Below are 26,812 nucleotides of genomic sequence, written 5' to 3' on the forward strand. Positions count from 1 at the left end.
AGGACAGAAAGGATGATGAAAATGGACGTAAAAGATCCATTTGTCGCTACCCTTATATTCAGTTTTTTCATTGCAGTAGGGGTAATACTTGGAGGAGCTATCATCGGAGGTATCGCCGCTTTTCTGGTAGGGGACCCGCCTTTGACTAGAATGTGGAGCTTGGCAAAAAGTTTGAAGATATGGGCTATCGTCGCCGCCATCGGAGGTACCTTTGACACCTTCTATAATTTAGAAAAAGGGCTGTTCAACGGTGAAACGAAATTCTTAGTAAAGCAGCTGCTGTTAATAATCTCTGCAACCGGCGGCGCACAAACCGGGGCACTCATCATCAGCTGGCTTACTCAGGAGACCTTATAACATGAGGGTTCCTCCTTATAACCGCGATCCCGGGTGGCAACGTTTTTTCTCCGGAGTGGTGTTGGGTGCAATAGTAGGCTGGCTGATATTCATGCTTATGTATGGCGTCACATTGGAAAAAAACATTGGCGATCTCATAAAATATAAAGAAGAAGTGAAAAGCTATAAAGATAGGATCCATATTCTTACAGAGGATAATGATAAGTTAAAAGAGGAAAAAGACCAGTTGAAAATAGAAGACTTTAAAATATCGATCATCAATCACGAAACATACATGCTTAACTCGTTCAGCCGTTCCTCCATCGTTGCCAGAATTACAGAGGACCTCAACGACCAGGTTTCAAAGGATGTAGCGAGCATCAAAGACAATCGTCAATTACTTATAAAAGTCATCGAAAACAAAAGCTACACACTTGACGACAAGCGATACTACTTCGAGGTCGACTTTCTTTATATAGACACAACGATTGAAATGGACTTATTGATTGTGAAAATGGAATAGGAAGAGGAAGCGTCTGCCATATAGTGCCGTCACTTCCTCTTTTTCGTTCCTATTCTCCTTGCAATTGTGCCCGGGAAGCTTCAATCAGATCTGCGAGCACATGGTCCGCCTCTTCCCATTTATAAATAGATGCCCCTGATGCCAACGGATGACCTCCACCGTTATACTTCTTGGCAATTTCATTGACGATGGTCCCTTTCGAACGAAGCCTCACCCTGATTTGATCTGCCTCTTCTATAAAGAATACCCACGCCCTTACGCCTTCAATATTACCAAGCATCCCCACCAATTGTGATGCCTCAGAAGGTAGTGCATTATATCGCTGCAAGATTGCAGGTGTAATTTTCATCGAAGCAATCCCGTTTTCATGCATCGAAAAGTTCTCCAACACATATCCGCTAAGTTTGGCTATATGAAGCTTCGTCCGGTACAACTCATCATAAAGCTCCGTCATGGAGAAACCGTAGCTCAGTAGCTCACTCGCATATTGGAAAGTCTTTGTATTGGTGCTCTGGAAAAGGAACCTGCCAGTATCTCCAATGATACCTGCGAAAATAAGCCTTGCAGCTTCCTTTGTCATGACCCACCCCTGGTTTTTCCCGGCAAGATACAATTCGTATATCATTTCACTCGTCGAACTCGCATCCGTGTCCACCCACATCATATCTCCATATCTATCCTCATTCGGATGATGGTCGATTTTTATCCACTTAGCGGCCAGCTTGTAGCGCTTATCACAAATTCGGTCGGTGTTCGCCGTATCACAAACAATCACAAGAGCATCTTCGTAACTGGAGTCCGGTATCTCATCTAGCTTGCTCAAGAAATTTAAGGACTGCTCCGCTTCTCCTACGCGATATACCTTTTTCTCCGGATAGCTTTCCTTTATCAGCTCCGCCAACCCACATTGCGACCCGTATGCATCCGGGTCCGGCCTTACATGACGGTGAATAATGACCGTATCATGCGCCTTAATTTCATCTATAATCTGTTGCCTCATCGTATGTAACCCTCTTTCACCTAATTCTTTTCTTTTATTTAATCACAGTTTGCCTTGTTCTCAAAGGAATAACAATTTTGTGCAAAAGTAGAATTTTGTTCACGAACACGTTACAATATAGCTTGTATCTGTATGGTAGAATGATAAATATTATGTTTGAACTATACAAAGGAGTGTGTCCTTTTGGCTATTTTTGTTTTCCTCATCATCTTTTCATTAATGTTCTACTTGATGTATAAAGTGAAATACTTCCGTACCCGATTGCCAGCCGAAAAAAAATGGCTTAGCGCAAAATCCAGCATCGCGCTTGGCAGCTTCGTATTCTTTTTTGGGGTCAATTCTCTCATCAATCCCCTTTCCACTGTTGCCATAGTGGTCGGCATTATTTTGTTAGTTGTAGGATTGGGCAGCATCTGGGCAGGCTACAAAGCCTATCGCTTCTATCTGCCATTTGCAATCGAAGAAGCCGAAGCGGTAAAAGAAGCGGAAATGAAAGAGAAGACGGTTACGGATTGAAGATGAATAGAGAGAGTCGTTCCTTTTTTTTGGGAGCGGCTTTTTTTTTTATATTTTGAACTGAGTCAGGAGATATTTGCGGCCTTTGTTGGTCCCCTGTGTTGGTAGGTTCAAGGAATTTAAAAGATAGTTTGCTACACTTGGTGAAGGAAGGAAAAGGAATTCTCTTATAATTTTGTTTGTAATGATATTGCCAACTAATAACTTGTAGTCCATTAGATTCTCTAAGTGAGCCGTTTTAGAATACATTCCGCAATTCCTACAAATCCAATTCCCTTGTTTCTGTAGCATTGGCAGGTATGAGCATCCCGGACAAACAACTCCTTTCCTAAGTTCATGATAGTGAATTCCATAGAATCGTAACAAAGAAAATTCATCAGGTGTATGCTTTTTAATAAGCAACTTTGCAAGTTTTCGAAAGTTGGAATTATCTAGTAATTGAGGACGTTTAATAACATCTATAGATTGAAGCTTATTCGGAAGGTTAGTATGGAAGGTGACTTTTCTCATTAGCGATGCTGTAGCTTTGGTTAAGGTGGCGCTCGAGTGAGTGAGAACTATCTGGCTAGCAACCGGTAACGGTGGGAAATTATGTTTATCTAACCACAACGAGAGTTGATATTTTTGCCGCTCAATCTGAGAAAGCGGATCTCCAAACTTTTCTTTCTCATCTCCTCTATGCCTAATCAATTGTTTTGTCGTCTCATCGAACTCTAATGTACCAGAAATATACTTCGAGTCTAAAATAAGGCAGTATTCTGGAGTTATTAAAAGTGTGTCCATTTGAAAAAATCGATTTAGGGGATCTTCTATCCGAAGTCCATGTAACAATTGGGAGTTTTTGTTGGGAAGGAAAGTGAGGAAATAATCAAGAGACTTCTCTCCGATGTATCCGTAATGCAACCTGGCGTGTTCCTTTTCTATAAATCTAAATTGTGGGTGCTCCGGAGGTACTCTTCTCATTGCAGCTTCCAATGTTAATAATCTTACTGATTTTTCTCGTGGTTTCTTTATCATTTATTCTCTCCTTTACGTGACATGTTGGATATAATTCGACAAGCAGACATAAAATCCTTCAAAAGTATTGGATTCTGCAGAGGGATATTTGGGATATCAAGAAAAATCGGATTATATCGAGAATTCCGGGGATATATCAAGAATTTTTGGGATATATCAATAAATTTCAGCTTTTATCAAGAAAAAATCACATATATCAAGAAATCGAGAGGTTACGACAAAATCCGCGAACTTAACCACCATCCCACCACCAAAAGCCCTTCCACACTTTAGTCTTTGCCTTTGACCTTGACCTTCCGTTATCCCACCCAACAACCTAAAAACGCCCCCACCCCAAAAGGTGAGCGCGTTACCCTCGAACTCCTTAACTCCACTACTGTATCAACTGCACCATCATCATCGCCTTGCCGACGACATACCCTTCATGGTACACTTCCACGTCCACCTTACCGAACTTGCGACCAACCTCCAGCACCTTCGGACGGATCTCAATCGTACTGTCAATCTGAACTGGCCTAATAAAATAAATCGTAATGTTCTCCACGACCATGTCACTCTTCTTCACATTGCGGATCACACGCTTTGCCGCTTCGGTCACGATGGTGGTAAAAACTCCATAGGAAATCGTTCCGACCGAGTTGGTCATTTGCGGCGTCACTTCACTCTGGTAAGTCTCTTCGCCTTTGGATTCTGTGACATCCATAAATTGATTGGTCACAATGTCATCCAGGGTTTCGCCGACCTGCGGCTGCCTTTGGATCATCTGCAGCGCCTTCAATACGTCCTGACGGCTAATGATTCCAAGAAGACGGTGGTTCGGGTCGACTACCGGCAGCATCTCAATACCTTCCCACACCATGATATGGGCAGCAGAGGCAACCGACGTTTTGCCATTAACAGTGATCGGGTTTTTGGTCATCACTTTTTCAATCAAAGTCCCGGAGTCCTTCCCAAGTACATCCTTGGAAGTGACCACACCCTGAACCTTCAAGTTTTTATCGATGATCGGAAAACGGCTGTGTTTGATTTCCTCGTTCACCTTGTACCATTCTGCTATGGTGTCCTCCGTCGTCAAGTAGGTTGTCGCTTCGATTGGTGTTAAGATATCCTCCACCAATACAATTTCCTTTTTAATTAACTGGTCATAGATTGCGCGGTTGATCAATGTTGCGACAGTGAATGTGTCGTAACTACTTGAGATAATCGGAAGCTTCATTTCATCAGCTAAACGCTTGACCTCTTCGTCCGTATCAAAACCACCTGTGATCAATACAGCGGCACCAGCTTCGATTGCAAGCTTATGAGCGTTGTAGCGGTTACCAACGATCAACAGGTTTCCAGCTTCTGTATAACGCATCATTGCCTCAAGCTTCATTGCGCCAATGACAAACTTGTTCAACGTTTTATGCAGGCCTTCTCTGCCTCCAAGCACTTGTCCATCCACAATGTTGACCACTTCGGCAAATGTCAGCTTTTCAATATTCTCTTTCTTTTTCCGCTCAATACGAATAGTACCAACGCGTTCGATGGTACTAACATATCCTTTATTTTCGGCATCCTTGATTGCTCGGTATGCCGTACCTTCACTGACCGTCAATGCCTTGGCTATTTGTCGTACTGAAATTTTTTCTCCAATAGGAAGTTCTTCAATATATTGGAGAATCTGTTCATGCTTAGTCACACTCTTCACCCGTCCACATAATTATTTGTACCCTTATTATACGGGTGTTAGAGCTTGTATTCAATGTGTTTACTGATATTGACGCAAACGGACTTGCTTGACTTCTGCCAATTTAGCTTTCCGCACCATACGCTTTCGCTTTGGCAGATACATGATTGCTGCGATATTCCCACCAACTGCCATTAAGGCAAGCACCAGCCATGCAATCGCAAACCACCCTGCAAGTCCATCTTCTGTCATCGGCAAGCGCGGTACGGCAACATACATCATTGCACCGATACATAATAGCGATAATAAAAGTCTATTCTTCAACACATGACACTCCTTCCAAACTCTATAGCTTGTATCATGTATATTCCGCCCAACAAAAAAAAGAAGCAAATCCGCTTCTTTTCTTCGCAACAGCCTATAATTCTATGACCTCTCCCACTTCCAGCACTTTCCCGACACCTTCAGGCAGCTTGGAAACAAAATCATTAGGATTCTGTTCAATCACTGGGAAGGTATTGAAATGGATTGGCACCACCGTGGAGGCGTCCAGCCACTTGGCAGCAAGTACCGCATCGTCAGGACCCATGGTGAAATTATCTCCAATCGGAAGAAAGGCAACATCAATATCATTTAACTCCCCGATCATTTTCATATCAGAAAATAATGCTGTATCTCCGGCATGGAAAATGGTTTTCCCATCAATGGTCAGCAAAATACCACTGGGCATTCCTGTATAGACAATTGTTTTTGTTTCGTAATCTGTATAACTGGAACCATGGAAAGCCTGAGTCAATTTCACTTTTCCAAAATCAAACTCATGCGCACCGCCAATATGCATTTCATGCACCTTCAGTCCTTGCCAGCCCAGATATTCGGCAAGTTCAAAAGGCGCTACAACTAAAGCGTCATTCTTTAAAGCAAGGTCCACCGTATCCCCGACATGGTCATTGTGACCGTGCGTTAAAAGAATAACATCCACTTTCAAATCGTCTACGTTTAAATCCGTCAGACCATTCCCCGTGATAAACGGGTCAAAAAGAATGGTTTTACCATTAGCCTCAACTTTTATTACGGAATGTCCATGATAGGAAACCTTCATACTAACAACCTCTCCTTATCCATCATAAATTCTTCATACCAGTTAATCTTCTCTTTTTTAACCCAAAATCCTTCTAAATAAAATTTACAGAACTATAATTCCCTGCTACTCTAAATGTAAACGTATTAATCTTCTAAACTAGAATAACTTACCCGAAAAGGAGTGGCTGAGTTGAAAGAACATCGTCTACAGCAACTGGTGGAATGGTTGAAACAGGAGGATTTGTCCGGTTGTTTCTTAACTTCAACACCGAACGTGTTTTACATTAGCGGATTTTTCACAGATCCACATGAAAGATTGTTGGGACTTCTTGCTTTTCCAAACAGTGAGCCTGCGATTGTCTGCCCTAATATGGAAGTCGAGCAAGTGAAGAAAACTGGCTGGGCCTATGGGATTGTCGGTTACAATGACACGGATGATCCTTGGCAAAAGGTTCAGGAGTATGTGAAACAACAAGATGTAAGTATTGAGAAACTGGCAGTGGAACAAGAACATATGACTGTCGCTCGACTACATAAATTAGAGAAAATCTTCCCTGGTGTAAAACTTGCCGCGGCAGAAGATAAAATGTATCAACTTCGTCTAGTAAAGGACGCAGAAGAGATTTCCATTCTGAGAGAAGCAGCTAAACTAGCCGATTTCGGTGTGGAAGTTGGGGTCCATCATCTTAAAAAAGGTGTAACAGAGCAGGAGCTTGTTGCAACAATCGAGTTTGAGCTGAAGAAAAAAGGCATCAGCCAAATGTCCTTTTCGACCATGGCCCTGACAGGATTAAAGACTGCCGCTCCTCATGGGAAGCCTGGCTTGGATCAAGTGAAGGAAGGCGACCTTGTACTGTTTGACCTTGGGGTTGTTTTAAACGGGTATTGCTCCGATATCACGAGAACCGTTGCCTTTGGAAATGTGAATGAGCAGCAACAGGAAATCTATGAAACGGTATGGAAAGCGCAGCTTGCTGCCGTGGATATTTGTAAGCCTGGTGTGGAAATTGGGCAGATTGACCGAACAGCCCGCTCCATCATAACCGAAAGTGGCTTTGGCGAATTTTTTACACATCGTATCGGACATGGCCTTGGTATTGAAGTGCACGAGTATCCGTCCATGAATGAAACCAACACAATGAAACTTCAAAAAGGGATGGCGTTTACGATTGAGCCGGGAATCTATAAGCCTGGAGTTGGCGGCGTAAGAATTGAAGATGACATTTTAGTAACGGATGGCGGAATCGAATTATTAACAAGCTATCCGAAAGATTTGCAGATCATAAAACCATAATAAAAACAGGTATCCACGAGAGACATGGATACCTGTTTTTTTATAAAAGTTGATTAAATTTTAACCAACAAGTTGCTTGCACTCTCGTACGCTAAGCCATGAGACTCTGCCACTGCTGCATATGTCACATAACCTTCGAGCGTGTTGATTCCTTTTAGAAGAGCTTCATTGTCAAGGCATGCCTGCTTGTAGCCTTTATTGGCAATTTGCACTGCATAAGGTACTGTTACGTTCGTCAATGCAATTGTCGATGTACGCGGTACCGCACCCGGCATGTTTGCAACTGCATAGTGAACGACTTCATGCTTCACATAAGTAGGGTCGTCATGTGTCGTGATGCGATCTGTCGTTTCAAAGATCCCACCTTGGTCAATGGCGATATCCACTACTACAGAGCCCGCTCCCATCGATTGAATCATTTCCTCTGTTACTAGCTTAGGCGCTTTAGCACCTGGAATAAGAACGGCACCAATAACAAGATCAGATTCTTTTACGGCGATTTCAAGGTTTAAAGGGTTACTCATCAGGGTCTGGATGTCTTTTCCGAAAATATCATCAAGTTGACGAAGACGATCAGGATTTAAGTCAAGGATTGTTACATCTGCGCCAAGTCCAATTGCCATTTTAGCAGCATTTGTACCAGCGACACCTCCACCAATGATCGTTACTTTCCCGCGGCGAACTCCAGGAACTCCACCTAGCAGAATTCCTTTTCCACCTTTGATTTTCTCAAGGAACTGTGCACCAATTTGCGTAGCCATACGTCCAGCTACTTCACTCATTGGAGTCAATAGAGGTAGGGAATTGTTTGGAAGTTGCACGGTTTCGTAGGCAATACCAACTACTTTGTTGTCGATCAAAGCCTTGGTCAACTCCGGTTCTGGAGCAAGGTGTAGATATGTGAAAAGGATTAAACCTTCACGGAAATAATTATACTCAGAAGGAAGTGGCTCTTTTACCTTCATGACCATATCCATGGACCATGCTTCTTCTGCTGTATCCACCATCTTTGCACCAGCTTGTACATACTGCTCATCTGTAAAGCCAGATCCGATGCCAGCTTCTTTTTCTATGTATACTTCATGTCCGAAACCAACAAGGTTTACAACCCCAGCAGGTGTCATCGCAACACGGTTTTCATTGTTTTTTATCTCTTTAGGTACTCCAATTCTCATGGATCATATACCTCCCTCATCATAATCACAAAGCGTTAAGACGTAACTAATATAACATTAAACTAGAAAATGTAAAATAGTTTTTTAATCATTTTGTAAGCGCTTCAAAACATGCAGAATTATCTAAATTCAGTGCGGATGGACATGGTTATCGGAACCGGTTGATCACTTCCACTCCACCTGTTACTTCTAGCACCGCTCCTGTGATCATATCAGAGTTTTCTTCACACAAGAATTCAATGGCTCTTGCAATATCTTCCCCTGTCCCCGAGCGGCCGACCGGGGTATCCTTGGAGTCTTCCAACCCTTTCGCCTGTTCAATTGTAGCTTCTTTCATCTCCCCCACAATATTGCCTGGGCAGACCATATTGGCCGTGATGCCATGTTCGGCTTCTTCGATAGCAATGGATTTTGTCAGCGATACAAGTCCTACCTTGGCGGCTGCAAAGGCAGACCGGAAGATCCAGCCCGGTGATGATTCAGCTCCTTGAAAACCATAGGTGATGATGCGGCCGAACCGTTGCTCCCTCATGAAAGGAATGGTTTTACGGAAAAGATGGAAAACCGCACTCAAGTTACCTTCTATCATTTCCGCCCACTCTTCATCAGAATAATCGGCCAGCTTTTTCCGTTCAAAAATATAGGGTCCCGCGTTATTGATTAAATAATCAATTCTTCCGAAGCGCTCCATCACTTCGTCGATGAATTGATGCATATGTTCTTTTTTTGTAACGTCACCTTGGAAAAAGTGCAGTCTGTTTTCTCCAAAGTGACTCCATTCCTTTTTAAGTTTCTCCATTGTTTCGGTGTCATTTCTATAGTTAATGGAAACGGAACATCCTTTATTCAGCAGTTGTTCTGTTACTTTTTTTCCAAGTCCTTTGGAACCAGCTGTAATTACGGCGTGTCTCAAACTGGATTCCCCCTTAATAGAATTGCTTGCCTCTATATTTTCTTGTAAATCGATAAAATTTACAACATATAACCCGTTAAGATACGATAAAATGATTGTTAGGTACACGAAAGAAAGGAGTCTGACTTTCACATGGCTAAAGCTCAAGCGGTGGCATTACCGCCTCGAAGCCGGATTGAGCGGTTCGGTTTAGATGCTGTTCCACAAGAATTAAGAAAAACAAGATGGTATGAATATATGATTATTCAAGTGGCATTTTCGGTAAATGCGGGAAATTTCCTTGTCCCTGCACTTGCCGTGATTCAAGGTGGGCTTAGCTTTTATGCAGCCTTGCTTTCCACCATTTTCGGCGCAACTCTGGCATTTTTCTTTGTTTCTTATTTATCATTGCCAGGTGCGGTGCGGGGAATTCCCTCCCAATTTGCCATTCGATCCATTATCGGCATAAAAGGGTCCAGGTACATCTCCTCCCCTATTCGGACCATCACATCCCTTTACTGGTTTTCTGTTCAAACAATAGGCGGTACGCTGGTGATTCAGTTTATTCTGGAGCGGACCTTTCAACTTTCTTTGCCATTTTACATAATCGCCATGCTGCTGGCCTTGATCATGAGTGGTCTTGCTCTTGTTGGATTTGATGCTGTAAAAAAGGCAACCAAATACTTTATGCCATGGCTGATCCTCGGGCAGCTAGTTATGCTATACCTATTACTTATAAAAGGAACGGGGATGGGAATGGCAGACAATATCGACGGCGGTTGGAATTTTCCCGTCATGGGGTTTTTTGCAAGTCTTGCTTTTGTACAATATGTATCTGGCGTGTCCTCATCCTCAGATGTGACAAGGTATGCCATTACATCCAGGCAGGGGTTTTGGGGATTATTTTCCGGAAATGTCCTAGGCTTTATTCTGACAGCCTTTTTTGGGGCTTACACAGCTAGTTTGACTGGAGTGCTTAATCCGTTTATTGCAACAAGTGAAATGACCAACTCTGGCATTCTGACCGCGATTATTTTAGGATCAGCTATCTTATCGATGGTTTCCATTAACTTAAGCAATGCCTATACGGGCGGATTTAGCCTGCTAAATTCTTTGCCCCAACTTGGGAGGGTTAAAAGCTCTTTGCTTTTTGGTGCTGCTGGGATCCTTTTGTCATTGTCCCCGGCATTGGTGGAGGAAGCCAAAAGCTATATTTCATTCATTGGAGCATTTGTCATTCCTTTATCTGCTGTTATTATCACTGACTTTCTTTTTATAAAAAGAAAGCATATTGAAGTCAGTGAGGGATTATCTTCTTACAACAAAATCGCATTCATTTGTATTGGAGCCGGTATAGTCGTTTATCTACTTTTACCAGAAAACTTGTCTCCCGGTTTCTTGGCATTTCTTTTTACCGGTACTCTTTATTTCCTGTTGATAAAAAAGAGACAAAAATAGGTGCCTGCTTATGGCACCTATTTTTACTTATTCGTTAGAAGTATGTTCACTTTCCTCTTCAACCGGTTGATAAGCATTGGAGCTGTATTGCTCGCCGACCACTCCACTGGAATAAGCATCCGTAATTTGATTGTGAACCTCATTCACTGCATTATCATCGTAAGAGAAAATTTCTTTCGGATCTTTTTTCTTCATCTCGGTTTCCACCTTTCAACTAAGTATCCATCCTAGTTTGTGTCTAGCCGCTCTCATTTAAAGGTGGAAAAAATTACAGGGAGAATGGATAGAATGTTCTTCTAAGTTATTATACAATGAGTTAAAACGGGGAGAAAAGGAAGGAAGTAGCGATGTTTTCTTTTGTAAAAGATCCAAGGCTCGGAATACCTTTGCCGCAGTTAGACTTAGAATGGGCTCAATATAATAAAGAAACTCAGCAGGACATATTATTGCGATGGGAAAAGATTCGTGGGAGCATTCCTGATCGTATTAAAGAGTTAGAAGAAGAAATCAATGATAAGCAGGCTTTATTGAATAATGAAGCAGATTTTGAGCGGTCTTGCGAGTTAAATTCGGAAATTGCGGACCATGCCAGTGTTATTAATGATTTATGGCTTTGGTATCGAATGAATCAGCATGTATCATCATCAAAAATCCACTCATAAAAGGCGAATATCCGCTATGGATATTCGCCTTTTCATTAGACGCCGCAGTTGCTTTCCGCAAAAGATTTCGCTTTCCGCGGGGCGACCTTGAGCCTCCTCACAACGCTTGCGGGTCTCAACAATGTCGCTACTCCCCCGCTGGAGTCTACGTCTTTTGCTCCAAGCAACTGCTATTATTTTCCATCTTACATTAAAACATTTCACATTCTGATTCGTCTAGTTCTCCGCTTTCTACTAGGTGTCTCATCATATAGTAGTAATGGGAGAACTCCGAGACTTCTTTGGTCCAGTAGTAGTTCGTTCCCGCAGCTGTTATCATTCCAAGGAGCGGAACATTGCTTACTTTTTTGCGACCTATAAGGGCGACAAACAGTAGCTTGACGAGATGCGTTAATGGCTGCTGCAACCATACTGTTGGGTGATCTTTATTTGTTAATACATCAAAGTAATGATCAATATCCTGTCCAAGCTCGCTTTTCAATGTTTCCCAGCGATCATGCTGATATTTCTTCGGTATTGTCGCACTATAAAATATTTGCAACGATTTGACCATCTCTACAGGGGTACTTGCCCTGTAACCGTATGACATGGCAACAAGCTGTGTTGTACGGATATTCAGCGCTGCAAAGGCGGGAATATCAATCGCGAGAGTGGATAGTTTGGCCGTTCCTGTCATCCCACCTTGTATGACCGAATACAATTTTTGCTTGGCGATCTGCTGCTCAGCGATGAAAGCTTTCTGTGCTAATGGCAGGTCACGGATATCTTCAATCATTTCAATATCTTCCCTGTAACTTCGGGCCATATTTACAATTCGTTCTTCTGCTTGCTGTTGGAAGGAGGATTGCTGGATGATGCCGTGCAAATGAAACAACCATGTGTCAATCTGTGCGAAAAATAATTCTTTCTTGTCTTCTGGAAGTAAATCGAACGCCTTATCCACCCAATGGTCTAATGTATCTGAAAATTGGGATGGTTCGTATGTATATAATTTTTCTTCCCACTGTGAAAGTTTACGTTTCCATTGTTCTTCTCTACTTATATTGGACACAGTTCTTCCCCTCACTTTTCCATCTGCTAGTTTTCTCCATTATACCATAGCAAATCCGCACAAAAAAACAGTCCCCGTCCTGTTAAATCAAACAGGCTGGGGACTGAAGCTTATAATGCTATCTTCATTACGTCTCTCGCAATCATTACTTCTTCATTTGTAGGAATGATGATGACCTTAACCGGAGAGTGTGGGTAGTTAATAAATGCTTCTTTACCGCGAACCTTGTTCAATGCAGGATCCCAGTATACGCCCATAAACTCAAGTCCTTGAAGAACTCTTGCACGAATTACATCACTGTTCTCGCCAATACCTGCAGTAAAGATGATTGCGTCCACTCCGTACATTCTTGCAGCATAAGAACCAATATATTTATGGATACGACCTGCGAATACTTCCAACGCAAGTTCCGCACGCTCATTTCCTTCTGTAGCAGCAGATTCAATATCACGAAGGTCACTGGAGAAACCTGAAACCCCAAGGATACCACTGCGTTTGTTCAATACTTCTAATACTTCGTCCGCTGTTTTACCTGTTTTCTCCATGATGAATGGAATTAAAGCAGGATCGATATTACCAGAGCGAGTTCCCATTGCTACACCTGCAAGAGGTGTGAAGCCCATGGATGTATCGATGGATTTACCGCCTTCAATAGCTGCGATACTTGCGCCATTTCCTAAGTGACAAGAAATCAGGCGAAGCTGCTCAACCGGTCTGCCAAGTAATTCTGCAGCACGCTCAGAAACATACTTATGAGAAGTACCGTGGAAACCGTACTTACGGATGCCGTAATCTTCATAGTACTCGTAAGGCAAGCTGTAAAGGAACGATTTTTCCGGCATAGATTGGTGGAAAGCTGTATCAAAAACAGCGACTGCCGGTATATTCGGAAGAATTTCCTTGAATGCTTTGATCCCAACGATGTTTGCCGGGTTATGAAGTGGTGCAAGTTCTGAAAGTCCTTCTAATTCGCCTAGGATTTCATCTGTAATCAGGACAGAATCATTGAACTTTTCCCCACCATGAACGACACGGTGGCCGATTCCCGTGATTTCATCGAAGCTTTGGATGATGTCAAGATCGATTAGTTTTTTCAATAATATTTTAACTGCTACTCCGTGCTCTGGAATATCCGTGATTTCTGTTACTTTTTCACCGTTCACAGAGATGGTGAAAACAGCATCGTTTAATCCGATACGTTCCACTAATCCTTTTGTAACAACATTTTCACTAGGCATTTCAAACAGTTGGAATTTAAGAGAAGAGCTTCCTGCATTGATTGCAATAACTTTTGACATGACGATACGTACAACTCCTTTTATATGGTCACACTTGGATGGATGATTAAATGTTTTTACACTCTACCTATCTTGTGCAAAGTTCCGATATTATATATACCTTTTTCATTTAAACACCGTCATACTGCATTTGCAAGAGGCTTCCCTTTTTGGTAACGCTTACCTTATATATTCGTTATTTTCTGAAGAATAGCATAGTTATCTTTTGTTCTTTTGCTCTGAGAACCAGTGGTTGATTTGGGCCATGATTTTTTCCATTGCCTGCATGTTGGAGAAGCTTGGCAGGTTTACCAACAGAGCTTCTTTAGGCGGTTCTACACCGATTCCTTTTTTCTGCAGGATAAGGATGCTTTTGGCATGATTTTTATTCTTGAACATGGTTTCCGGGAGCTGGAGCATTCCTTGTATATAGGCTTCGTCTTTAATTAAACTGTTCACTCGTTTTGCTTCTTCTTCTTCAAACATGGTGTTTGGAACTAAGAACAAGAGATGGCCTCCCGGTTTTGTATAACGCAAACTTTGTTCAATAAATAGATAATGCGCATAGGAATGGCCTTCTCCTGCTTTTAGCTTAAAGTTCGCTGCATTGTTATCGTCTGGATAATAGCCGACCGGCAAATCACTTACAACCACATCGACTGGTTCGACAAACAGGTTGCTTAAGCCGTCTTGATTAAATAAGCTGATTGCTTGCTCTTGCAGGTTGGCATTATTATAGGCAAGTTTTACTAACAGGTCATCCACATCTACACCAAATGCCGCTAACTTTTTGTTCGGCTGGTGGTTTAGGACAGCTGTCAGGAGGTTTCCTGTACCGATAGCAGGATCCAGCAGGGTCAGCTGTTGCAAATGTGAAGTGTATTTTCCTACGAGGTATCCCATAAACATGGCGATCGCATCAGGAGTCATTTGGTGGTTAGCTTGAACTGCGTCTTTCATTCCTTTTAGGATAGCCAGCTGAAACCCTTTTCTGATTTCTTCTTTTTGAAGGGAAGTGATGTTTAGCTTGCTATATTCTTTTTCAAGTCTTCGTTTGGTGATTTCTGAGACTTCTTCTTGGATGACTGCTCCGTGAAAGAGGTTTTCTGCGGTTTCTGCAAGTGCTTCTAGGTATGTACAGTCTAGTTCTTCTTGTAGGATTTGTGCTGTTGTATCAAATAAGGTAAATGTATTTTCTAGTTTCGTAATGGACATTGTGCCACTCCTTTTCATGGGTAACCTTCGTTTACTTCCAACAAATTTTCAGTATTCCTATTTTACATGGTGTTTAGGCAAAAATAAAGCAGACTGCTATTATCACAGTCTGCTCGTCTTGTTGCAATGGTTTGAATAACGTATTATTCTGCTGCTTTTACCGCTTCGATAGCCGCTTCATAGTTAGGGTGGTCTGTACCTTCCCCAACATATTCAACGTAGGTTACTTTGTCGTTGGAGTCCACAACAAACGTGGAGCGTGCAAGAAGACGAAGCTCTTGCATCAATACGCCGAATGCTTCACCGAAAGAAGCGTCACGGTGGTCAGATACTACCTCAACATTGTCAAGTCCACTAGCTGCACACCAGCGCTTTTGAGCGAAAGGCAAGTCCATGCTGACAGTGATAACTTTTACATTATCAAGCTTTGCAGCTTCTTCGTTGAATTTGCGTGTTTGTTGATCACATACTCCTGTATCGATGGATGGAACTACGCTGATTAATTTCTTGAATCCTTTGTAGTTTTCCAATGTTACCGGTGATAGGTCATTTGCAAGAACGGAGAAGTTTGGAGCCTGGTCGCCAACTTTTACTTCGCTCCCGATTAGTGTCATCGGGTTGCCTTTAAATGTTACGTTTGCCATGATAATTTCCCTCCTCATATTGTATGTACACTTGTAATAATAGCTATGTTTTGAAAGATTTGCAATTAATCAAACTTTGTTGATGTGGAGGGGAATTCGGTGGTTTCCTTCCACGATCTTAGTTTATCGAAGTTTGTCGAAGTGTGTAGATTTATTGATATATCTCGATTTTTCTTGATATCCACCTTAGTTTTCTTGATATATCATCCAATTTCTTGATATTTACCATGTATTTCTTGATATATCGCAATATTTCTTGATATCCCGCTCGCTCCCTCTCCCACCCCACTGCAACCCAAAAACAAAAAAAAAGCCAACTGCTGGGCAGCCGGCTATTTTAGAAGTCCAAATCCTGCTTATGGTCATTGTACGAATGATCTGAGTGATTTTCTCTATTGTTTTTATTGTTGTTCAACATATGTTGCACTTTTTCAACCGCTTGAGGAGCAAGGTCCAATAGTCTTTCATAGATACTGGTGCTTTCATCAAGATGCAGCATTTTCACTCCATGTGAATTGACAATCAAGAAAGCGATTGGTGTGATGGAGACACCACCACCACTACCTCCTCCAAAAGGAAGCTTATGACCTTGGTTTTGATGATTGCCACCTCCATCGTTTTTCTCAGGTCCTGATGGGCTGCCGCCTTGGAACTCACTTCCTCCAGCCGCAAACCCGAAGCCGACTTTGGAAACAGTTAAAATGACACTTCCATCCGGAGTTTCTACCGGGTCACCGATAATTGTATTAACATCAATCATATCTTTTAAATTTTCCATCGCTGTTGTCATCAGACTCTTAATTGGATGTTCAGACATAGTGATCCTCCTTATTGCTTTTACATGGATTTGTGATTTTCCTCTTTGGACAACACAGATAAAGGACGGGTTTTAAACTTAGGTCTACCACCCTTCCAATATTTAACGATTCTTATTCCTGCCAACATAGCATACCCGATTCGAAACCGAATCATACACTTAAACATTGTTTGGGAAACAGTATATTGGAAATACGGAGTGATGGAGAGTTTCGGCTGAGCTTGGAAATCTGTATAATTACTTAAAAAGCCAACGATTCCGCCTTTAATCGACCATCCGGCTCCAACAAACATTCCAGTATGGGCAGCATCCCCTAAACCAATATTGCTATGCCATTCCAAGTGGTTGACTTCCACTCTCGAAAGCAATCTCCTTACTATCTCATGCATGCCGACAACGTGGCGCACCAATTCATATGTATCTTCAAAGCTTTGCCATATCTCTTTTGGAGAAAAATCTTTTTCTTTTTGTTTCCCATTAGACGGATCCCCGCCACCAACCTTGGTTTTTTCCTCGACATGAATGGATGCTGTGTCTTTGTCGACACTGATAAGCGGGACATCAATGGTGTACCGCAACAATCCGTACCAAGCACTTAGCTTCACTGTCATCTGATCATTATCTTGTTGATGATGGTAATAAAAATGGATGGTAATTCTAGTGACGAGAACCATGATTAAAAGAAGAATGATAATGGCAACAATTATTACGGTCCAAATCACACTTTCACAACCTTTCTTCCCCCTTCCATTATCTCCTAGCAACAAAAAAATAAACCTGAAGTCACAATGGACTTCAGGTTTATTACTTATTTTTCATGAACCACGGTTGTGTCGGCAATAAAGTCATGCACACCTTGCTTTTTACTTGTAAAAGCGGCCACAAGAAATACGATATAGGTAAGAGGTGCATAGACTAAAGCAATATAACGTCCGATTCCTTCTCTAAAGAGAATCGTTTTCCATGAAAGGTCATTTGCTTTAAGATCCACCACTCGTAAACCAAACACCATCTTTCCTAATGTTTGTTTGAAATACTTTGTCATAAGAATAAAGTATCCATAAAGCACAATCGTTGTCGCAATGGTTGCAGGCGAGAACATGAAGCTTTGGCTAGTCGATATTCCTAACAGTCTAAAGATTGGAAATATCAAGATAGCTCCAATGCTCCAAATGATTAAAAGGTCCAATAGAAATGCCCATAACCTCATCCAAAACCCCGCATAGCGATATTCCGGAACTGCTATATTTCTCGTAGCCGTAGCCACCATTGTATCATTAGTTCCAGTAAAGCCGGTTCTGTCTTCTACTGGGTTCAAGTCTTCTTGAATGACATTTTCGTTTGTGTATTCGCTATTCTGCTCATCTCTCATTTTTTTCTCCCCCTACTCTGCATACAAATACATTAGTCTTGGAGAATTAGGTTGATTGATAAGCTTCGCTAACATCTGCATTTCAGACTCTGGCTTTAATAGTGATTGAACATTCATGCTGAATAAGGAGCCCCAGCCTAAGTTTTCTGTGTATTGGACAACTTGAACATTCCCCATATCATGGTCTTTCTTCATTGCATCAATAACATCTTCAAAATAGCCCAGCTCATCCACTATATTGATGTCTTTGGCTTGCTGACCATCGTAGATTCTTCCATCAGCTATTCTCCTTACTTCTGACTCACTCATTCCTCTGCCTTCCACAATTACTTCTACAAATTGATCATACATATTGTCCACCATTGATTGAAGAATTTGACGCTCTTCCTCTGACATATCTTTTGTTGGGGACATGATATCTTTGTATGGTCCACTTTTGATGGTGTCAAATTTCACGCCATACTTTTCAGCAAGTTCTTTGTAGTTAATCCCTTGCATGATGACACCGATAGAACCGGTAATCGTCTCAGGTGAAGCGAAAATTTTGGTTGCCGGTGCAGCAATGTAGTATCCACCGGAAGCAGCCATTGTGCCCATAGAAATATAGATTGGCTTTTCTGTTTCCTCTTTGATTTCAACCAGTCTTTTATGTATCTCGGCACTTTCGGAAACTCCGCCGCCTGGTGTATTGACACGAACAATGATCCCTTTAACAGAATTATCCTCTTTTGCTTGATCTAACATTCTCAAGAATTGACGGTGGTTATATCCCGGAGATTGGAATACAGATGTCACATCGCTTCCTGTATCCTGAATAACTCCATTAACTTCTAAAACAAGAATTTTACGATTTGCACTTCCGTCTTCAATAATTTCTTCAATAAACTCATCTTCCCCGCCTAAAATATCCGAAAAAGAACCAGATGTGGAGCTTTCTGCAGGTTGTGTTGCAAGACCTGTGATGATTGACACAAAAAATAGTAATGCCGCAATGCCTAACGCGGCCCAACGCTTTCCACTCATATCCAAACCTCCTAGTTGTTCGTACAGTACCTATACGTTAAATCGTTTTAAAAAGTTTCATCAAAATGGTAAACTTATCACAATATAGAATTGTACTAAAAGTTTTTCCAAAAGGATAATATTTTGGATATTTTTCGTTTAAGTTCCATTTTTTATTATGAAAAAGGAGGAAATACCATGACAGAACGCCGTAAAATATTTTTCTTTTATAAAAGGGAAGAAGAGCTAGTGGCTAAGGTGGAAAAACTGGAACTATTAGCGGTAGAAAATAACTTTGAAATAATAAGCGATTACCATAATGCCAACATTATCGTGGCAGTGGGAGGAGATGGCACATTCCTTCAGGCTGTTCAGAAAACAGGTTTCAAGGATGATTGCCTATATGCAGGAATCAATACTGGAGAAACGTCTAGTTTTTATTGCGATTTTCATATCGATGATACGGAGAAAATGGTCGAAGCCATGACATTTGAACAAATTGAGGTCAGAAAATATCCAACTATTGAAGTAACCATTGATGACACTTCTACTTTCCAATGTTTGAATGAATGCTCCATCCGCTCCGCCATCATCAAAACGTTTGCCATAGATGTTTACATAGATGAATTGCATTTTGAAACTTTCCGAGGGGATGGGATGATTGTATCCACCCCAACAGGTAGTACTGCCTACAATAAGTCAGTCCAAGGTGCTGTTGTAGATCCGATGCTTCCTTGCTTTCAGGTAAGTGAACTTGCTTCTATTAACAATAACAGTTACCGCACGCTTGGATCCCCGTTTATAATGGCAGGTTCTAGGAAGCTTACTTTAAAAGTGATTCAGGATGGCAATGATTATCCGACCATTGGTATTGATAACGAGGCCCTTAGCATCAAGCATGTCCAGCGTTTGGATATTCAGCTTACAGATAAGAAGATCAAGACAGTAAAGTTGAAGGACAATTCGTTTTGGGAGAAGGTCAAACGGACATTTTTATAAAATTCCCCCATGTAACAACCAAAGGACACCGCATGTAGGCGGTGTCCTTTTTTATACTGTATAACTCCGCTGTTGATTTCCGCAAATGGCTTCGCTTTCCGCGGGGCGACCTTGAGCCTCCTCACAACGCTTGCAGGTCTCAACAATGTCGCTTCTTCCCCCGCTGGAGTCTACGCCATTTTCTCCAATCACCAGCTATAAATCATCATTGACTGTGGCTATTCTTGATATCTTTTATACACTACCGTACCGTCGACGATTGTCATGAGTACGTTTGTTTCTAGAATCCCATCATCTGTTGTTTTAAAAAGGTCGGTATCAAGTACTGTGAAATCTGCGTAGTAGCCTGTATCAATAATCCCTTGTTTATGCTCTTCGGAAATAGCTTGTGCACTACCTTTTGTAAACAGCCCGATTGCCTCATACATGGTAAGGCGTTGTTCTGGTTGATACACTGTTTTTTCTGCATCACCCGGAATTTGCCTCGTAACAGCTGCATGAATACCTAAAATCGGGTCAACTGGTTCAATCGGAGCATCAGATCCTCCAGCACAAATGAGTCCTTCATCCAAAAGTGTTTTCCATGCATAAGAATAGTTGAGCCTTTCCTCTCCTAAACGTTCAATGATCCAAGGAAAGTCGGTTGCCACAAAACGCGGTTGAATATCAAGGATGAGCGACAGTTTTTTAGCTCGATCAATAAGGTCCTTAGTAAGGATTTGGGCATGAATGAGCCTGTCTCTTTCCCCTTTTGGAGCGGGGTATTTTTCAAGGGCATCTAACATATATTCGAACGCAAGATCCCCAATGGTATGAACGGCAACCGTCATGCCATATTCCCTTGCTTTTTTTACTAAACCATACAGTTGTTCTTGTGTATGGATAGCCACTCCGGAAGTTTCTGGAGCATCATTATATGGACGACTTAACAGTGCGGTTCTGCCTCCGAGTGCTCCATCAGCAAAAATTTTCATGGCACCAAGTGAAATGAATCCTGTGGTTTCTTTAAATTGATGGCCTGCCTCATGCATATCATCGACCACCTCATGATGAACCAGCAAGTGGGCACGATATTTCAACTTGTCCTTATCAATTACATTTTCAAAGGCTCCGAAGGTTTTAGCAAAACTGCCGTAGTAACTAAGGTCTTCACTGTGACTGCCCACCAATCCAAGTCGCAGACAATCTTCAATGGAAGTTTTCAATGCATTATATAAGTAACTTTCACTCGCTTTTGGTATCTTCTTTTTTACTAATTCCTGTGCTTGGTCAAGTAAATATCCCGTTGGTTCGCCATTTATATCTTTTACAATCACTCCTCCTGGAGGATTTTCTGTTTCTTTTGTAATGCCGGCAAATTCCAATGCTTTACTGTTGACCAAAACCGCATGGCGGCAAACTCTTGATAAAATCATGGGGTGGGAAGAAGTAATTTCATCAAGCTCTGTTCGGTGGAATATTTTCCGATCGACAAAATTATTCTCATTCCACCCCTCCCCAAAAATCCATTCTCCTTTAGGCGTTTCTTGCACTTTTTTCTCTAATGCTTTCTTCACATCTTGGGGGGATGTATAGTTTGACAAGTCCAGTCGAAGTAGCTTCTCGCCGTGTCCAATAAGGTGCATGTGACTGTCCGTAAAGCCTGGGTACATCACCGCTCCATTCAGATCTTGCTTTTTTGCATGTTTGTATGTAGAGAGTAGCTCATCTTGAGTTCCCAAGTCTTTAATCATTCCATCTTCCGTATAGACAGCTTCTACCGTTTCCAGTTCTGATCTCATTGTATAGATTGTGCCGCCGCACCAAATTTCTCCCATGGTGATCTTTCTCCTTCTTTTTGTAAAATTACATTTAGATTATCATTTGTGAAGCTCAGGCACAAAAAAATTACATTATAAAAGGCAGTATAGGTGGGTTCAAAGAATGTGTGATCCCCACCATCCTGCCTTTCTTTTGTAGATTTATCTTTATCAGGATTGTGCCGCTTGAGCCAATTCTTGCTGCCTTAGTTCTATTCTTCTTATTTTTCCAGAAGTAGTTTTCGGAAGTTCGGCAACGTACTCGATTTTCCGAGGATACTTATACGGTGCTGTCAATTCCTTGACATGCTCTTGAAGCAGTTTTGTCAGTTTCTCTTCCTCTTGCTCCACTCCATCTTGAAGTACAACAAACGCCTTGACCACATTCCCTCTAATTTCATCCGGACTTGCTACTACCGCGCATTCACGCACCAACGGATGCTTTACCAATGCATCTTCCACTTCAAAAGGTCCGATTGTGTAGCCTGAGCTGATGATAATGTCATCACTTCTGCCTTCGAACCAGAAGTATCCATCTTCATCTTTCTTTGCTTTATCTCCAGTAATATAATAGTCCCCTCTAAATTGTCTGGATGTACGTTCAGGATCTTTGTAATAGTGCTTGAAAAGGGCCGGTGTCTCTACATGTACTGCGATATCCCCGACTTCCCCTATTGCACATTCTTCGCCATCCTCATTGATGATGGTTACCCGGTTGCCAGGTGTCGGTTTTCCCATGGATCCTGATTTGATTTCCATTCCTTTCAACACACCAAGTAGAAGCGTGTTCTCTGTTTGTCCATATCCGTCTCGGACATCGACTTGGAAATGTTTACGGAAAGTGTCAATGACTTCCCGGTTTAATGGTTCCCCGGCTGATACTGCACTATGAAGATTCGGAAGTTGATAAGCATTCAAGTTATCCACTTTCGCCATAAGACGATACTCTGTCGGTGTGCAGCAAAGGACATTCACTTCATGTTTCTCCAAAAGCTTCAAATATGAGTTAGGATCAAATTTGCCATGATAGACAAATCCTGTTGCCCCAGAACCGAGTGTCGATAGGAAAGGACTCCAAATCCACTTCTGCCAGCCAGGACTTGCTGTTGCCCAAACTACATCATTGTCTTCAATCCCAAGCCAGTTTTTGGAGGTAGTACGGAGGTGGGCATAAGCCCAGCCATGTGTATGAACAACACCTTTTGGGTTGCCCGTGGTCCCTGATGTGTAAGATAAGAATGCCATATCATCTTTGGATGTAGAGGCAAATTCAAGTTGGTCTGATTGTTTTTCCATCGCTTCGTGAAGGTTTGTCCAGCCCTTTTCTGCTAGTCCACCAACACTGAATCTTACCAGGTTGACCACTTCCTCCAATTTATCTGCCTGTTCCACAAATGGGTGATATGTAATGATCCCTTTAACATCTCCGTGTTCGATTCGGTATGCAAGGTCTTTTTCCCTTAACATTTCAGAGCATGGAATAACGATAATACCGGCTTTAAGTGCACCTAAGTACACTTGATACGACTCTATAAGCCTTGGCATCATGACAAGAACTACATCCCCTTTTTGCAGCCCTTCTGAAAGTAAAGCGTTTCCAATTTTATTTGCAGCTTTCATTAATTCTTGATACGTTACTTGTTCCTTCTCCCCTTGCTCGCTTTCCCAGATGAGTGCAAGCCTTTCGCTGTCTTGTGCGTGCTTTTCCACTTCTTCAACAAGATTGTACTTTTCTGGTGCTAAAAGTTCTTCTTTTTTCATATGAAGTCATCCCCTTTGTAATAGTACTACCTCTATCTTACAAAATTTTTTAAATAATTTGAATTATTTTGCGGAATTTTATAAATAAAAAACACCTTCTCTAAAGAAGGTGCCTAAAAATTTCTATTGTTCATTCGATTTAACCGCATGCTTTGGTTCGTTGCGGCGTTTTCTGCCTTGTTTCTTCTGTTGTTTTTCCACTTGATTTTGCTCCTTCATAAAAAAGCACCTCCAAGATTAGAATAGAAGAAAGGTGGGGTTTCCCCCACCTCGTAGCCATTTTATATATTATTTTTGGTAACCGCCACCGAAGCTTTGTTCAGCCATTTGAACTAAGCGTTTAGTGATTTCTCCACCAACGGAACCGTTAGCGCGAGCAGTTGCATCAGGACCAAGTTGAACTCCGAATTCAGAAGCGATTTCGTATTTCATTTGGTCAAGAGCTTGTTGTACACCAGGTACAACTAGTTGGTTTGAACTGTTGTTTGCCATGTGTTTTCACCTCCTTGTGAATATAGAATGTGTAAAAACACATGGCATCATTCATGTTTTAAATATGGTAATTCTTCACAGTACCAAAAGGTTAAAATAAATCGTTGATAACACTGTCTTCTTCTTTCTTTATCCCTGTTATCAATAGCTTTTCCGTACGGTCGACTGCATCATTTACCATCTTATCTATATCAAAAAAGCTTTCATAAAAATTGATTTTTTCCTTTTTTGGCTTCGTTTTCGGTGCAGACGGAGTAAAAATCGTACAACAATCTTCATAAGGCCGGTTGGAAATTTCCAACGTATCGATTTGTTTGGCGATATCCATGATTTCTATTTTGTCCATCGTAATGAGCGGACGAATGATTGGAGTGGTAGTTACTTCATTAATGGTCGACATGCTTTGTAATGTCTGACTGGCAACCTGCCCCAAGCTTTCTCCAGTTATGATTGCAAGCCCTTGCTCTTTTTCACAGATCTTGTCCGCTATTTTTAACATGAATCTTCTGGTGGATGTCATCGTGTAGTTTTCCGGTACTTGCTTTTGTATCGCTACTTGGATATCTGTAAAGGGAACGATATGCAAATGAATGGAGTGACCGAAATCTGTCAGTCTTTCTGTGAGTTCTACCACTTTCTGTTTCGCGCGTTCACTTGTGTAAGGCGGGCTGAAGAAGTGGACAACCTCCAGTCTAATGCCACGTTTCATTGCCAAATAACCGGCAACAGGGCTGTCTATCCCGCCTGATAACATGAGCACACCAATACCACTTGTCCCAACCGGAAGACCTCCTGCGCCTGCAATGTCCTTACAAGTAATGTAGGTCGCGTCCTCTCTGACTTCCACCCTTACATTTATATCTGGTTGCTTTACATTTACCGTCAAGTCTTCTGTATTACGCAATAAATGGGAACCGATTGCATGATTCAACCCATTTGTATCAAGTTCAAAGTTCTTATAAGCCCGCTTGGCCGTCACTTTAAAGGTCTTTCCTTTATACGGTAATGCCTGCAGGGCAAACAGAGCGCCGTTTTTCATATCTTCTAGTTCTGTTTTCGTTTTGACTGCAAGACTAAATGAGTGAATGCCGAAAATACTCTGAAGGCGATCTAAAATCTGTTCATGAGGCTCCCCATTTAGTTTGATGAACATTCTGTCTCTGCTTTTTTCGATTGTGACATTTGGGAAGTCCTTGATTTTTTCTAAAATATTGAAACTAAGACGTTGGACAAACTGTTTTCTGTTTCTTCCTTTGGTAGACAGTTCTCCAAATCGTATCAAGATGTGATCATAGTTCATTTTTTTTCCCTCGTTACTTCTTTTATAGTGGTGATGGCTTGATTCAACTCTAGTAAAAACAAGCGCAATTCATCTTTCGTTGTACTGTAAGTCATGCTTATTCTAATAGCACTTTCTGCTTGTTCCCTTGTTACTCCCATTGCGGTTAAGGTTTTGCTTGGCGCTTTTCGCTTGGACGAACAGGCAGAGGTAGTCGATACATATATTTTCTTCGTCCCTAATGCATGGACAAGGACTTCCGACTTTATTCCTGGAACGGAAAAATTGATAATATGAGGAGCGCTTTGATTTCTGGATGTATGGATGAATACGCCATTCATCTGCTCCAATTTATCTATAAGGTATTGTTTCCATGAAGATAAATTAGATAAATGACTTTCACTGTTCTCTAGGGTCATTCGCAGAGCTTTCGTCATGGCAACAATACCCGCGACATTTTCAGTTCCTGAACGCAACGTCCATTCCTGATCTCCTCCGCTAAGGATCGGATGAAGATTGACTCCATTTCTTGCAATAAGTATACCGTTTCCTTTTAGTCCGTGAAACTTATGTGCGGAAAGTGAGCAAAGGTCTATGACATCCAGTGGTAAAGGAACCTTCCCGATGCCTTGCACATGGTCAACATGGAAGCTCACATTAGGGTAGGAGACAAGCACTTCTCCAATTTCTTCTACTGGTTGGATCACTCCCGTTTCATTATTAACATGAATAACGGAAACAAACACCGTTTCTTCCCTTAACGCTTCCTCTACTTGTTTTTTCGTAATTCTTCCTTCTTTATTAACAGGCAGAACCGTCACTTCAAACCCTTCCTGTTCCAAATCCTTTATCGCATTCGTAACAGAGGGATGTTCAATTGAAGTTGTTATGATATGGTTGCCTATATTTCTTTTACTCAAGGCACAACCTTTAATCGCCAAGTTGTTACTTTCTGTCCCACCTGAAGTGAAAATCACTTCTTTATGATGGACATGCAACAACGAAGCAATTGTCTCCCTTGAGCGGTTCAGCAACATTTCGGCATCTCCTCCGAGCGAATGAAGGGAAGATGGGTTTCCGAAATAGTCTGTGGAGACCTTCAGGAAAGAATCCAACACTTCTTTATATGGTTTAGTAGTGGCACTATTGTCTAAATAAATCATGGGCATCCTCCATAGGTATGATGAGGAATTGGAATCATCAATCAATTAATATAGATAATATTTTCTTATAAGCAAATATTAATGTTAGCACATTTTATATCCATGGAAAAGATTTGCCTTTGTTTATAGGACCGTGATAAAGGTATTTATTAGGAATAGTCTCTTTTCTCTTTCTAAACTTGTATAGACATGTTAAACTATTAGTTGTTTTTCTAATATATTGAATTGTTGAACTTTTATGTTATTCGACAAATTTCATCAAAATTATGATAGGATGAAAACGTATTCATCTCATTTTCTCATCAGGAGGATATTC

General features: G+C 41.5%; 28 protein-coding genes. 7 read left to right on the top strand and 21 right to left on the bottom strand.

Going from position 1 to position 26,812, the window contains the following annotated elements; translation table 11 throughout:
* Positions 1–21 precede the first annotated feature (21 nt).
* Together LG307_RS16970 and ytrI are read left to right on the top strand one after the other, a co-directional pair.
* Positions 22–357, top strand: coding sequence for a YtrH family sporulation protein (locus LG307_RS16970; protein WP_010195627.1), 336 nt, complete (start codon positions 22–24; stop codon positions 355–357).
* A gap of 1 nt (position 358) precedes the next feature.
* Positions 359–859: a sporulation membrane protein YtrI gene (gene ytrI, locus LG307_RS16975; protein ID WP_404444424.1), complete on the top strand. Its 501-nt coding sequence runs from the start codon at positions 359–361 to the stop codon at positions 857–859.
* Between the two features lie 49 nt (positions 860–908).
* Here the strand turns inward: ytrI and LG307_RS16980 are convergent, their stop codons facing one another.
* Complete coding sequence (locus LG307_RS16980; RefSeq protein WP_404444426.1) at positions 909–1,859, bottom strand: bifunctional oligoribonuclease/PAP phosphatase NrnA; 951 nt, start codon at positions 1,857–1,859, stop codon at positions 909–911.
* 183 nt (positions 1,860–2,042) lie between these two features.
* Here LG307_RS16980 and LG307_RS16985 point away from each other — a divergent pair, with 183 nt between their 5' ends.
* A complete protein-coding gene (locus LG307_RS16985) occupies positions 2,043–2,375 on the top strand; it encodes a YtpI family protein (protein WP_404444429.1) in 333 nt (110 codons plus the stop codon).
* Positions 2,376–2,423: 48 nt separating this feature from the next.
* Here LG307_RS16985 and LG307_RS16990 read toward each other — a convergent pair whose 3' ends face one another.
* The 4 genes from LG307_RS16990 to LG307_RS17005 all read right to left on the bottom strand — a co-directional run bounded on the left by LG307_RS16990 (position 2,424) and on the right by LG307_RS17005 (position 6,163).
* Entirely contained in the window at positions 2,424–3,392 is a 969-nt protein-coding gene (locus LG307_RS16990) for a nuclease-related domain-containing protein (RefSeq protein WP_404444432.1), read from the bottom strand.
* A 373-nt stretch (positions 3,393–3,765) separates the two neighbouring features.
* On the bottom strand, positions 3,766–5,073 hold the full coding sequence (locus tag LG307_RS16995; protein WP_404444435.1) for a DRTGG domain-containing protein: 1,308 nt from the start codon (positions 5,071–5,073) through the stop codon (positions 3,766–3,768).
* A 69-nt stretch (positions 5,074–5,142) separates the two neighbouring features.
* A complete protein-coding gene (locus LG307_RS17000) occupies positions 5,143–5,385 on the bottom strand; it encodes a hypothetical protein (protein ID WP_404444438.1) in 243 nt (80 codons plus the stop codon).
* Positions 5,386–5,479: 94 nt separating this feature from the next.
* Positions 5,480–6,163, bottom strand: a complete 684-nt coding sequence (locus LG307_RS17005; protein WP_404444441.1) for a metal-dependent hydrolase — start codon at positions 6,161–6,163, stop codon at positions 5,480–5,482.
* 171 nt (positions 6,164–6,334) lie between these two features.
* Between LG307_RS17005 and LG307_RS17010 the strand changes: the two genes are divergently transcribed.
* Positions 6,335–7,438 carry a M24 family metallopeptidase gene (locus tag LG307_RS17010; protein WP_404444444.1) on the top strand — a complete coding sequence of 368 codons (1,104 nt, stop codon included), beginning with the start codon at positions 6,335–6,337 and terminating at the stop codon, positions 7,436–7,438.
* Between the two features lie 53 nt (positions 7,439–7,491).
* On the opposite strand, the gene ald is transcribed toward LG307_RS17010, so the two are convergent.
* The gene (gene ald, locus LG307_RS17015; RefSeq protein ID WP_404444448.1) at positions 7,492–8,613 is read right to left on the bottom strand and encodes an alanine dehydrogenase; all 1,122 of its coding nucleotides are present in this window, start codon (positions 8,611–8,613) and stop codon (positions 7,492–7,494) included.
* A gap of 148 nt (positions 8,614–8,761) precedes the next feature.
* On the bottom strand, positions 8,762–9,562 hold the full coding sequence (locus LG307_RS17020; protein WP_404450486.1) for an SDR family oxidoreductase: 801 nt from the start codon (positions 9,560–9,562) through the stop codon (positions 8,762–8,764).
* 96 nt (positions 9,563–9,658) lie between these two features.
* Here LG307_RS17020 and LG307_RS17025 point away from each other — a divergent pair, with 96 nt between their 5' ends.
* Positions 9,659–10,963 carry a cytosine permease gene (locus LG307_RS17025; protein WP_404444451.1) on the top strand — a complete coding sequence of 435 codons (1,305 nt, stop codon included), beginning with the start codon at positions 9,659–9,661 and terminating at the stop codon, positions 10,961–10,963.
* 27 nt (positions 10,964–10,990) lie between these two features.
* On the opposite strand, the gene LG307_RS17030 is transcribed toward LG307_RS17025, so the two are convergent.
* Positions 10,991–11,158, bottom strand: a complete 168-nt coding sequence (locus LG307_RS17030; protein ID WP_404444454.1) for a hypothetical protein — start codon at positions 11,156–11,158, stop codon at positions 10,991–10,993.
* Positions 11,159–11,310: 152 nt separating this feature from the next.
* Between LG307_RS17030 and LG307_RS17035 the strand changes: the two genes are divergently transcribed.
* Positions 11,311–11,625: a hypothetical protein gene (locus LG307_RS17035; protein ID WP_404444457.1), complete on the top strand. Its 315-nt coding sequence runs from the start codon at positions 11,311–11,313 to the stop codon at positions 11,623–11,625.
* 190 nt (positions 11,626–11,815) lie between these two features.
* On the opposite strand, the gene LG307_RS17040 is transcribed toward LG307_RS17035, so the two are convergent.
* The 8 genes from LG307_RS17040 to sppA form a co-directional block, all read right to left on the bottom strand.
* On the bottom strand, positions 11,816–12,676 hold the full coding sequence (locus LG307_RS17040; protein ID WP_404444460.1) for an EcsC family protein: 861 nt from the start codon (positions 12,674–12,676) through the stop codon (positions 11,816–11,818).
* Between the two features lie 110 nt (positions 12,677–12,786).
* A complete protein-coding gene (locus tag LG307_RS17045; RefSeq protein WP_404444462.1) occupies positions 12,787–13,974 on the bottom strand; it encodes an acetate kinase in 1,188 nt (395 codons plus the stop codon).
* 198 nt (positions 13,975–14,172) lie between these two features.
* The gene (locus LG307_RS17050; protein ID WP_404444465.1) at positions 14,173–15,168 is read right to left on the bottom strand and encodes a class I SAM-dependent methyltransferase; all 996 of its coding nucleotides are present in this window, start codon (positions 15,166–15,168) and stop codon (positions 14,173–14,175) included.
* 143 nt (positions 15,169–15,311) lie between these two features.
* Positions 15,312–15,812 (bottom strand): thiol peroxidase, encoded by a 501-nt coding sequence (gene tpx / locus LG307_RS17055; protein WP_404444468.1) that lies wholly within the window; start codon positions 15,810–15,812, stop codon positions 15,312–15,314.
* Positions 15,813–16,149: 337 nt separating this feature from the next.
* Positions 16,150–16,629: a GerW family sporulation protein gene (ytfJ, locus tag LG307_RS17060; protein ID WP_404444471.1), complete on the bottom strand. Its 480-nt coding sequence runs from the start codon at positions 16,627–16,629 to the stop codon at positions 16,150–16,152.
* Between the two features lie 20 nt (positions 16,630–16,649).
* Entirely contained in the window at positions 16,650–17,351 is a 702-nt protein-coding gene (locus tag LG307_RS17065; RefSeq protein WP_404444474.1) for a DUF2953 domain-containing protein, read from the bottom strand.
* A gap of 86 nt (positions 17,352–17,437) precedes the next feature.
* Complete coding sequence (locus tag LG307_RS17070; protein WP_404444476.1) at positions 17,438–18,001, bottom strand: RDD family protein; 564 nt, start codon at positions 17,999–18,001, stop codon at positions 17,438–17,440.
* A 12-nt stretch (positions 18,002–18,013) separates the two neighbouring features.
* A complete protein-coding gene (gene sppA / locus LG307_RS17075) occupies positions 18,014–19,024 on the bottom strand; it encodes a signal peptide peptidase SppA (RefSeq protein ID WP_404444479.1) in 1,011 nt (336 codons plus the stop codon).
* A gap of 177 nt (positions 19,025–19,201) precedes the next feature.
* On the opposite strand from sppA, the gene LG307_RS17080 reads away from it, so the two are divergent.
* Entirely contained in the window at positions 19,202–20,002 is an 801-nt protein-coding gene (locus tag LG307_RS17080; protein ID WP_404444482.1) for an NAD kinase, read from the top strand.
* Between the two features lie 218 nt (positions 20,003–20,220).
* Here LG307_RS17080 and LG307_RS17085 read toward each other — a convergent pair whose 3' ends face one another.
* From LG307_RS17085 to LG307_RS17105, 5 genes are all read right to left on the bottom strand, one after another.
* A complete protein-coding gene (locus tag LG307_RS17085) occupies positions 20,221–21,819 on the bottom strand; it encodes an amidohydrolase (protein WP_404444485.1) in 1,599 nt (532 codons plus the stop codon).
* A 153-nt stretch (positions 21,820–21,972) separates the two neighbouring features.
* The gene (gene mbcS, locus LG307_RS17090) at positions 21,973–23,562 is read right to left on the bottom strand and encodes an acyl-CoA synthetase MbcS (RefSeq protein WP_404444488.1); all 1,590 of its coding nucleotides are present in this window, start codon (positions 23,560–23,562) and stop codon (positions 21,973–21,975) included.
* A 288-nt stretch (positions 23,563–23,850) separates the two neighbouring features.
* Positions 23,851–24,054 carry an alpha/beta-type small acid-soluble spore protein gene (locus LG307_RS17095; RefSeq protein WP_047972144.1) on the bottom strand — a complete coding sequence of 68 codons (204 nt, stop codon included), beginning with the start codon at positions 24,052–24,054 and terminating at the stop codon, positions 23,851–23,853.
* Between the two features lie 91 nt (positions 24,055–24,145).
* Positions 24,146–25,354, bottom strand: coding sequence for a tRNA uracil 4-sulfurtransferase ThiI (gene thiI / locus LG307_RS17100; protein ID WP_404444492.1), 1,209 nt, complete (start codon positions 25,352–25,354; stop codon positions 24,146–24,148).
* Entirely contained in the window at positions 25,351–26,496 is a 1,146-nt protein-coding gene (locus LG307_RS17105) for a cysteine desulfurase family protein (RefSeq protein WP_404444496.1), read from the bottom strand. The genes thiI and LG307_RS17105 overlap by 4 nt, the downstream gene beginning before the upstream one ends.
* Between the last annotated feature and the right edge of the window lie 316 nt (positions 26,497–26,812).

It is taken from the genome of Sutcliffiella horikoshii, from assembly GCF_044809035.1.
Taxonomy (GTDB): domain Bacteria; phylum Bacillota; class Bacilli; order Bacillales; family Bacillaceae_I; genus Sutcliffiella_A; species Sutcliffiella_A horikoshii_G.

Excerpts from the sequence above, each read along its gene's own strand:
- LG307_RS17030 (WP_404444454.1), bottom strand. The coding sequence starts at position 11,158 with ATGAAGAAAAAAGATCCGAAAGAAATTTTCTCTTACGATGATAATGCA.
- LG307_RS17105 (WP_404444496.1), bottom strand. The coding sequence starts at position 26,496 with ATGATTTATTTAGACAATAGTGCCACTACTAAACCATATAAAGAAGTG.
- LG307_RS17085 (WP_404444485.1), bottom strand. The coding sequence starts at position 21,819 with ATGGGAGAAATTTGGTGCGGCGGCACAATCTATACAATGAGATCAGAA.
- LG307_RS16980 (WP_404444426.1), bottom strand. The coding sequence starts at position 1,859 with ATGAGGCAACAGATTATAGATGAAATTAAGGCGCATGATACGGTCATT.
- ald (WP_404444448.1), bottom strand. The coding sequence starts at position 8,613 with ATGAGAATTGGAGTACCTAAAGAGATAAAAAACAATGAAAACCGTGTT.
- tpx (WP_404444468.1), bottom strand. The coding sequence starts at position 15,812 with ATGGCAAACGTAACATTTAAAGGCAACCCGATGACACTAATCGGGAGC.
- sppA (WP_404444479.1), bottom strand. The coding sequence starts at position 19,024 with ATGAGTGGAAAGCGTTGGGCCGCGTTAGGCATTGCGGCATTACTATTT.
- LG307_RS17005 (WP_404444441.1), bottom strand. The coding sequence starts at position 6,163 with ATGAAGGTTTCCTATCATGGACATTCCGTAATAAAAGTTGAGGCTAAT.
- ytrI (WP_404444424.1), top strand. The coding sequence starts at position 359 with ATGAGGGTTCCTCCTTATAACCGCGATCCCGGGTGGCAACGTTTTTTC.
- LG307_RS17025 (WP_404444451.1), top strand. The coding sequence starts at position 9,659 with ATGGCTAAAGCTCAAGCGGTGGCATTACCGCCTCGAAGCCGGATTGAG.
- LG307_RS17095 (WP_047972144.1), bottom strand. The coding sequence starts at position 24,054 with ATGGCAAACAACAGTTCAAACCAACTAGTTGTACCTGGTGTACAACAA.
- LG307_RS17080 (WP_404444482.1), top strand. The coding sequence starts at position 19,202 with ATGACAGAACGCCGTAAAATATTTTTCTTTTATAAAAGGGAAGAAGAG.
- ytfJ (WP_404444471.1), bottom strand. The coding sequence starts at position 16,629 with ATGTCTGAACATCCAATTAAGAGTCTGATGACAACAGCGATGGAAAAT.
- mbcS (WP_404444488.1), bottom strand. The coding sequence starts at position 23,562 with ATGAAAAAAGAAGAACTTTTAGCACCAGAAAAGTACAATCTTGTTGAA.
- LG307_RS17035 (WP_404444457.1), top strand. The coding sequence starts at position 11,311 with ATGTTTTCTTTTGTAAAAGATCCAAGGCTCGGAATACCTTTGCCGCAG.
- LG307_RS17050 (WP_404444465.1), bottom strand. The coding sequence starts at position 15,168 with ATGTCCATTACGAAACTAGAAAATACATTTACCTTATTTGATACAACA.
- LG307_RS16990 (WP_404444432.1), bottom strand. The coding sequence starts at position 3,392 with ATGATAAAGAAACCACGAGAAAAATCAGTAAGATTATTAACATTGGAA.
- LG307_RS16970 (WP_010195627.1), top strand. The coding sequence starts at position 22 with ATGGACGTAAAAGATCCATTTGTCGCTACCCTTATATTCAGTTTTTTC.
- LG307_RS17070 (WP_404444476.1), bottom strand. The coding sequence starts at position 18,001 with ATGAGAGATGAGCAGAATAGCGAATACACAAACGAAAATGTCATTCAA.
- thiI (WP_404444492.1), bottom strand. The coding sequence starts at position 25,354 with ATGAACTATGATCACATCTTGATACGATTTGGAGAACTGTCTACCAAA.
- LG307_RS17045 (WP_404444462.1), bottom strand. The coding sequence starts at position 13,974 with ATGTCAAAAGTTATTGCAATCAATGCAGGAAGCTCTTCTCTTAAATTC.